This is a genomic window from uncultured Gemella sp., assembly GCF_963525875.1.
In the GTDB taxonomy this organism is placed as follows: domain Bacteria; phylum Bacillota; class Bacilli; order Staphylococcales; family Gemellaceae; genus Gemella.
On record NZ_CAURMG010000013.1, the window covers coordinates 38605 to 45283 of the forward strand.

Here is a 6679-nt window from a genome sequence, read left to right on the forward strand (position 1 = left end):
TGAATCTGCTCTAATTTTTTGAGAGCAAATCATTATCTAAAGTCGTACTACTTATATTATTCAGCTTTAAAGTCTACTACTTGAGCACCAATTAGCTGTTCAAGTACTTCTGGTTTTACTTCTACTTGGTGACCTACTTTACCTGCAGAGATAATAATCGTTTCAACTTCACGGCATTTCTCATCTATAAAAGTAGGAAATAGTTTTTTCATTGCAAAAGGTGAGCATCCACCTTTTACATATCCTGTAATTTTTGTTAAGTCTTTAAGCGGTAGCATTGATAAACTTTTCACACCTGCTGCTTTAGCAAGTTTCTTAAAGTTTATGCTATCTTCACTCATAAGTACTCCAACAACGTAATTTCCTTTACCATCTGTAGTCATAATTGTTTTAAAAACTTGATTATGATCGCGCCCGATAATATCGGCTACTCCCACACCAGTCTTCGCAGCATCACTTTCTGCATCAAATTCAAAGTGATTGTACTCTACACCATTTTCATCTAAAAATCGCATAGCATTAGTTTTTAATTCTTTTTTCTTACTCATATTTGTACCTCATTATTTAACTTCTTCATTAGTTATAAATTATAACTAATATTTTACTCCAAACTTTGCTTGCTGTCAAAATCTGTTTTAAATATTTTTGCAAAATACCAACTTCAAAAGATTGACTTTCTTTCTAATCTTTGAAATTGGCATTCAAATTATTATTTTAACACAAAGTGCCCTTCTTCAACTTCTTCGAATTTTTCTATGCCAGTTATTACTATTTCCTCTGCACTAACTTCAAATTCTTCGAACATCTTTCTAGCTCTTACAGGATCAATTATCGGCATAGAACTTAGAAGACGTTTTGTATAAATGTGCTGTGGATTTTTCATAATCTGTTCTGTTGTTCCTAGCTCTACTAGATTTCCTCTATACATTACAGCTATTCTATCTGCGATATACTCTACTACACCTAAGTTATGTGAAATGAAAAGATATGTTAGAGAGAATTTTTCTTGTAAATCTTTTAATAAATTAATTACCTGTGCTTGTGTTGAAGCATCTAAAGCAGAAGTCGGTTCATCACACAAAATGAAATCTGGTCTCGTTACAACTGCACGAGCAATACCGATACGTTGTCGTTGCCCTCCACTAAAAGCATTTGATAATTTTAGCGCATCCTCGTTAGAAATCCCAACAAACTCTAAAATTTCTAACGCCTTTTTCTTCGCAGTTTCTTTATCCTCTTTGTGTAAAGCTTCCATAACTATATCTAAAGCACTCATTCGTGGATTTAATGATGAATATGGGTCTTGAAAAATAATTTGCATCTTGCTATAAACTTCTGCAAGTTCTTTTTTTGACATTTTTGTTAAAGATTTCTCATTACCTTCTACAAAAACATCCCCTGATATGAATGGATCTATATTTAAAATCCCTTTACCTAGGGTAGTCTTTCCACTTCCAGATTCACCTACTACAGCTAAAGTCTCTGCTTTATAAATATCTAAACTAATGTCATTAACAGCTATAGTTTCTTTGACTTCTTTGTCCATTCCTTTAGATTTATATACTTTTCGTACATTTTTAAGTTTTAAATACTCTTTACTCATTACTCCACCTCTTTCAGATACTCATGAGTATCGCTAAGTTTTTGCCAAGTATAGTGTTTGCCATCTTCCTTATAATCAACAGTCAGAAGTTCTTTATTAGTGTTTTCTAATCTTGCCGCTGCAAGAAGTTGTTTTGTATATGGGTGTTGTGCATTGTTAAAGATTTCTTCAACATTTCCTTTTTCAACAACTCTACCTCTATACATAATATACACATAGTCACACATTCCAGCTATTACACCAAAATCGTGGCTGACTAGTGCTACACTAAGTTCTGTTTCTTTTTGTAATTTCTTAATAAGAGATAAAATCTGTGCTTGAACCGTAACGTCTAGAGCAGTTGTAGGTTCATCCGCTACCAATAACTTAGGATTAGCAAGTAGCGCCATAGCTATTAATATTCTTTGACGCATACCACCAGATAATTCATGTGGATATTGTTCCATTCTTAGAGGCGCATTAAGAATACCTACTTTTTCAAGTTGCTCTATAGCTAGTTTTTTCGCATCTTCTTTAGATTTATTTTGAAATCTTTCTATTACTTCTATTAAGTGGAAACCAATAGTTCTAACTGGATCTAGTGAAGTCATAGGGTTTTGGAAAATCATAGAAATCGGTAATTTTTCATCCTTTTTAACTTCTTTTCCATCAAAGATAAACTTATCATTTTTATCAAAAATATTGTTAGGAAGAATAGACATTATACTACGCATCAAGATACTTTTACCACTTCCTGATTCGCCTACAACTCCTGTGATATGACCTTTTCTAAAATTAATATCAATACCGTGTATTAGCTCTTTATCTACTTCTTTATTAGGTTTATAATTAACCGTTAAATTTTTTAATTCTACTATGTTTGTCATACTACTGCTCCTCCTTTTGAATATATTTTGTAAGTAGGTTACCAATATTATTAAATGAATAAATTGTTAACATTACAAATAATCCAGGGATAATTGCCATATGAGGAGCACGTTGTAGACTTTGTTGTGCATTTTGTAGAAGTGTTCCCCAAGAGGTCATAGGCTGCTGAATGCCAAGTCCTAAGAAACTAAGTGCCGCTTCTGTCATTATTGCATTAGCTATTGAAGCACTTGCTGCTACTACTAGAGTTGGTATTATTGCTGGAATAATATGTTTCTTTAAGATATTGATAGTTTTAACACCACTAAATCTACTATAAACCACATAGTCATATTCTTTTGCTGATAGAGTCTCTGCTCGAACTAATCTCGCTAGACGCATCCATGAAAAACATCCTATTACTATAATAATCGAGCCAATTCCTGGTTTTAAAAACACACTAAGTACAATTACTAACACTAGCCATGGAATAGATGATAATACATCGACTAAACGCATAAGTAAAGTATCAACAACTCCACCAACATAACCTGCGATAAGACCTACTATCGTTCCAATCGTTACGGCAGTCACCATCGCCAGTAATCCTACTATAAGAGAAATACGACCTCCATAGATTACACGAATAAAGTAATCACGTCCTACCTCATCAGTTCCGAATAAATGTTGTAAACTCGGCGATTGAGATAGATTTGCTACGTCAGTAGCCGCTGGATCAATAGGAAGTAAAGGTGCTATTAATGAAACGAACACTAATATCGCTATAAAAATAAGTGAAAAAATATAAATTTTTGAACTTTTAGCTATTTTAATAAATCTTTTCATCTTATTTACCTCCTCTTCTAATTCTAGGATCTACTATAGAGTAAAGTATATCTGAAATTAAATTACCTACTATTACTAGTGTAGCTGAAAGTAACATTACTGCCATTATAATAGGATAATCTAATGCACTAGTTGCTTGTGTAATATATGGTCCAATTCCTGGCCAACTAAATACTGTTTCTGTAATGATCGCTCCAGTTACTAACATTGGTAGTGACATACCCACTTGAGTAATTACCGGTATTAACACATTTTTAATAATGTGTCTTGTAAAAATTTGAGTTTTTGTCGCTTGAAAAGCTTGTTGAACTACCACATATTCTTCATTTGTTTGACTTAAAGCTGAAGACCTCACATAACGTGTAAGTTCTGCGAAGAATACGATTGTTAAAGTTAGATAAGGCATAATAAAGTGTGATAAGAAATCACCAAAATCGCCTTCTTTACCTATTGTGTGCATCCCTATTATTGGGAATAAGTTTAATTGATATCCTAAAACATAAATAAATATCATCGCTATCCAAAATGATGGAGTAGCTATTCCTAATGAAGCTACAGCATCAATGAATTTATCTTGCCATTTACCTTTGTTTGCAGCAGCTAGTAATCCAAGTACTATTGCGATTATTAGTGCTGTTATGTAGGCTGGTAATACTAATGATATTGTATTAGGTATTTTCGCTAGGATTTCTTCTCCTACACTATTGTGAGTTACTAGTGAGTGCCCGAAGTTCCCGCTTAATATTTGCCCTAACCAATCAACATACTGAATTAAGAATGGTTTATTAAGCCCACTTTGTTCACGAAGAATATTAATTTCTTCTTGTGACATATTCGATGTTATCTGTGCATCAATAGCATCATATGGTGCTAAATGTATTAAAGTAAATACTATAAACGATATTACTAAAAGTAATGGTACTGCTTGTAATATACGTTTCAAAATATATCGAATCATACAATCTCCTTTAAATTCTAATTACTATATTTTTATGAGATTAATTTATAATTTATCATAAATATTTTTGTTATAAATTATAAATAAACGTTCCCCTTAAAACTAACAAAGCGAGGGAGATACTATAAAATCTTATTATTAAATAGGATTTTATCGTACTCCCCCTCATACTATATTTTATTTTCTACTATTTATTACTATTTAAGAGTAATTTTTGATAAATCATCAAATGTGTAGATTGGTACTAACTTAGCATCATTAACATTTCCAACACGTTTGTTAACCGCTAAGATTTTTTGGTTATCTACGATTGGGTATAGGTATGCTTGGTTAGCAATTTCTTGTTGAAGGTTTTTGTACACTTCTTTACGTTTAGTTTCATCTAATTCAGCTGCACCTTGTTTGAATAATCCATCAATTTTTTCACTTCTGAATTGGAAGTAATTTGAAGTACCATTTGATCCAAATAGCTTAGAGTATAAATCAGGATCATTACCCATGATATATCCACCTAAGAATAGGTTGTAAGCTTTAGAACCAACTTTTCTTAACTCTGTGAAGATAGCTGTTTCATCTCCACCACGAAGCTCAACATTAATTCCTACTGCTTGTAATTGTTGTTGAATGAATGTTGCTTGGATAGTATTTGCAGCATCGTTACTTGCATATCCTAGGTTAAGTTTCAAGTTAGAAACTCCAGCTTCTTTTAATAGTGATTTTGCTTTTTCAATATTTTGAGTATATTTCTCTACATCATCAGTATTGAATGGATTTTTCGGTGGTAAGAATGAATAAGGATTTTGGTAGTATTTACTGTCTAAGTAAGCTGCTTTATTCATATCTTCTTTGTTTAATGCGTATAAAATAGCTTGTCTAACTTTAACATCTTTTAATTCATCTGTATTTGTGTTTAGTCCTAAGTATCCGATACGGTTTTCACTATAAGGATAAGTATCGATATTTTTAGAATCTAAATCTTTAATTGCAGCAGGTAATACATATGCTGCATCTACCTCACCTTTTTGTAATGCTACTTTTGTAGTATCAGCGTTTTTAATAATACGTAGTACTACATTTTTAACTTTTGGTTTACCATTATAATAATTTTCATTCGCTTCAAATTTAATATATTCTCCACGTTTGTTCTCTACTAGTTTGTATGGTCCAGTTCCTACTGGTGTTTCTTTTAATTCTTTAACTGAGAAATCTGATACATTTCCATAAACGTGTTTTGGAATAATGTAAGTTTCATTCGCAATGTTATTTGCCGCAGCTGCACTTGGTTCTGGGAATTTAAATACTACAGTGTAGTCATCTACTTTCTCAACAGTTATTGGTTTGTCACCAATCCATAAGTTTTTAAAGTTTCCATTTTCTTTTTTAGCTTTTGTTTGATAAGTGAAAACTACGTCATCAGCTGTGAATTTTTGTCCATCAGACCATTTTACATCTTTTCTTAAGTTAACTTTTAAGCTAAGACCATCTTTTGCAAGTTCAGTAGATTCTGCTAAGGCGTATTCTTTTGAACCATCTCCATTAACTTTGATTAATGGTGAATAGATAATATTAGTCATTGTTAATCCCCAACGGTCACTTACCTTGATTGGGTTAGTTGATGATGGATCATCACTAATAGCATACGTGAAAGTATCTTTATCTTGAGAAGTGGTAATTGTGTTTTGCGTTTTTGAACTACATGCTGTTACAACACTCATTACTAACGCTAGTGCTCCTATAAACAATTTGTTTTTTTTCATTCTTTTTTCCTCCTTGATTTTAAGTCCTATTTTCTAACTACAAAATATTTTGGTTTCCCCTATTTAATAATGGTTAAATACATTTGCCTATTCGACAGTGAGAGACTTACATTGCTACTCATGTATTGATTAAACAGACTATATTTCATAATAAGAATAATAAAACCAGATATTATTTAACATTGAACGAATGAAATCAATGCTAGTTTAGTTTACTGTATTATATATAAAGATGTCAATTTAAGTGCTTATTTTTGTCATTTACATTAATTATATAACTCTTTTGTTGAGAGTAACTCAAAAATCGGGATTTCGTAGAGACAAGATTTTGTCGAGTCACTCCCACACAGTTCATTAGATATCTAAAAAGTTTTATAAAGCTATTTTAGATATCAATAAACCACTGCGTCTATGAGTTCTCATATGAACTTTGTTAAATTTTAAGACTTTTAGGGAAGCACCTAAAATATTATTATTCTTCTGTACCCCAAACTTCTTCTACGATTTCTTTGATTAGGGCTATTTTTTTCCATTGATCTTCTTCTGTAATCACGTTTCCTTCTTCTGTAGAAGCAAATCCACATTGAGTACTTAAGTAGATGTTTTCTAATGGTACATATTCGCTAGCTTCTTTAATTCTTGCGATTACTTCTTCTTTATCTTCTAAAT

6 protein-coding genes and 1 pseudogene are annotated in these 6679 nt (G+C 31.9%); all 7 read right to left on the reverse strand.

The window, feature by feature from the left end; all coding sequences use genetic code 11:
- Nucleotides 1-56: 56 nt before the first annotated feature.
- Nucleotides 57-548, reverse strand: coding sequence for a Cys-tRNA(Pro) deacylase (gene ybaK / locus RWQ73_RS03825; protein WP_314406774.1), 492 nt, complete (start codon nt 546-548; stop codon nt 57-59).
- A gap of 161 nt (nt 549-709) precedes the next feature.
- On the reverse strand, nt 710-1603 hold the full coding sequence (locus RWQ73_RS03830) for an ATP-binding cassette domain-containing protein (protein WP_314406775.1): 894 nt from the start codon (nt 1601-1603) through the stop codon (nt 710-712).
- On the reverse strand, nt 1603-2469 hold the full coding sequence (locus tag RWQ73_RS03835) for an ABC transporter ATP-binding protein (protein WP_314406776.1): 867 nt from the start codon (nt 2467-2469) through the stop codon (nt 1603-1605). The genes RWQ73_RS03830 and RWQ73_RS03835 overlap by 1 nt, the downstream gene beginning before the upstream one ends.
- Before the next feature lies 1 nt (nt 2470).
- Nucleotides 2471-3295 carry an ABC transporter permease gene (locus tag RWQ73_RS03840; protein ID WP_314406777.1) on the reverse strand — a complete coding sequence of 275 codons (825 nt, stop codon included), beginning with the start codon at nt 3293-3295 and terminating at the stop codon, nt 2471-2473.
- 1 nt (nt 3296) lies between these two features.
- Complete coding sequence (locus RWQ73_RS03845) at nt 3297-4253, reverse strand: ABC transporter permease (protein ID WP_314406778.1); 957 nt, start codon at nt 4251-4253, stop codon at nt 3297-3299.
- A 197-nt stretch (nt 4254-4450) separates the two neighbouring features.
- A complete protein-coding gene (locus RWQ73_RS03850) occupies nt 4451-6010 on the reverse strand; it encodes an ABC transporter substrate-binding protein (RefSeq protein ID WP_314406779.1) in 1560 nt (519 codons plus the stop codon).
- 472 nt (nt 6011-6482) lie between these two features.
- Nucleotides 6483-6679 (reverse strand): annotated as a pseudogene (locus RWQ73_RS03855) (5-methyltetrahydropteroyltriglutamate--homocysteine methyltransferase); the annotation flags it as partial.

Bases quoted from the DNA above. Each gene is read 5' to 3' on its own strand.
- ybaK (WP_314406774.1), bottom strand. From the start codon at position 548: ATGAGTAAGAAAAAAGAATTAAAAACTAATGCTATGCGATTTTTAGAT.
- RWQ73_RS03830 (WP_314406775.1), bottom strand. From the start codon at position 1,603: ATGAGTAAAGAGTATTTAAAACTTAAAAATGTACGAAAAGTATATAAA.
- RWQ73_RS03835 (WP_314406776.1), bottom strand. From the start codon at position 2,469: ATGACAAACATAGTAGAATTAAAAAATTTAACGGTTAATTATAAACCT.
- RWQ73_RS03840 (WP_314406777.1), bottom strand. From the start codon at position 3,295: ATGAAAAGATTTATTAAAATAGCTAAAAGTTCAAAAATTTATATTTTT.
- RWQ73_RS03845 (WP_314406778.1), bottom strand. From the start codon at position 4,253: ATGATTCGATATATTTTGAAACGTATATTACAAGCAGTACCATTACTT.
- RWQ73_RS03850 (WP_314406779.1), bottom strand. From the start codon at position 6,010: ATGAAAAAAAACAAATTGTTTATAGGAGCACTAGCGTTAGTAATGAGT.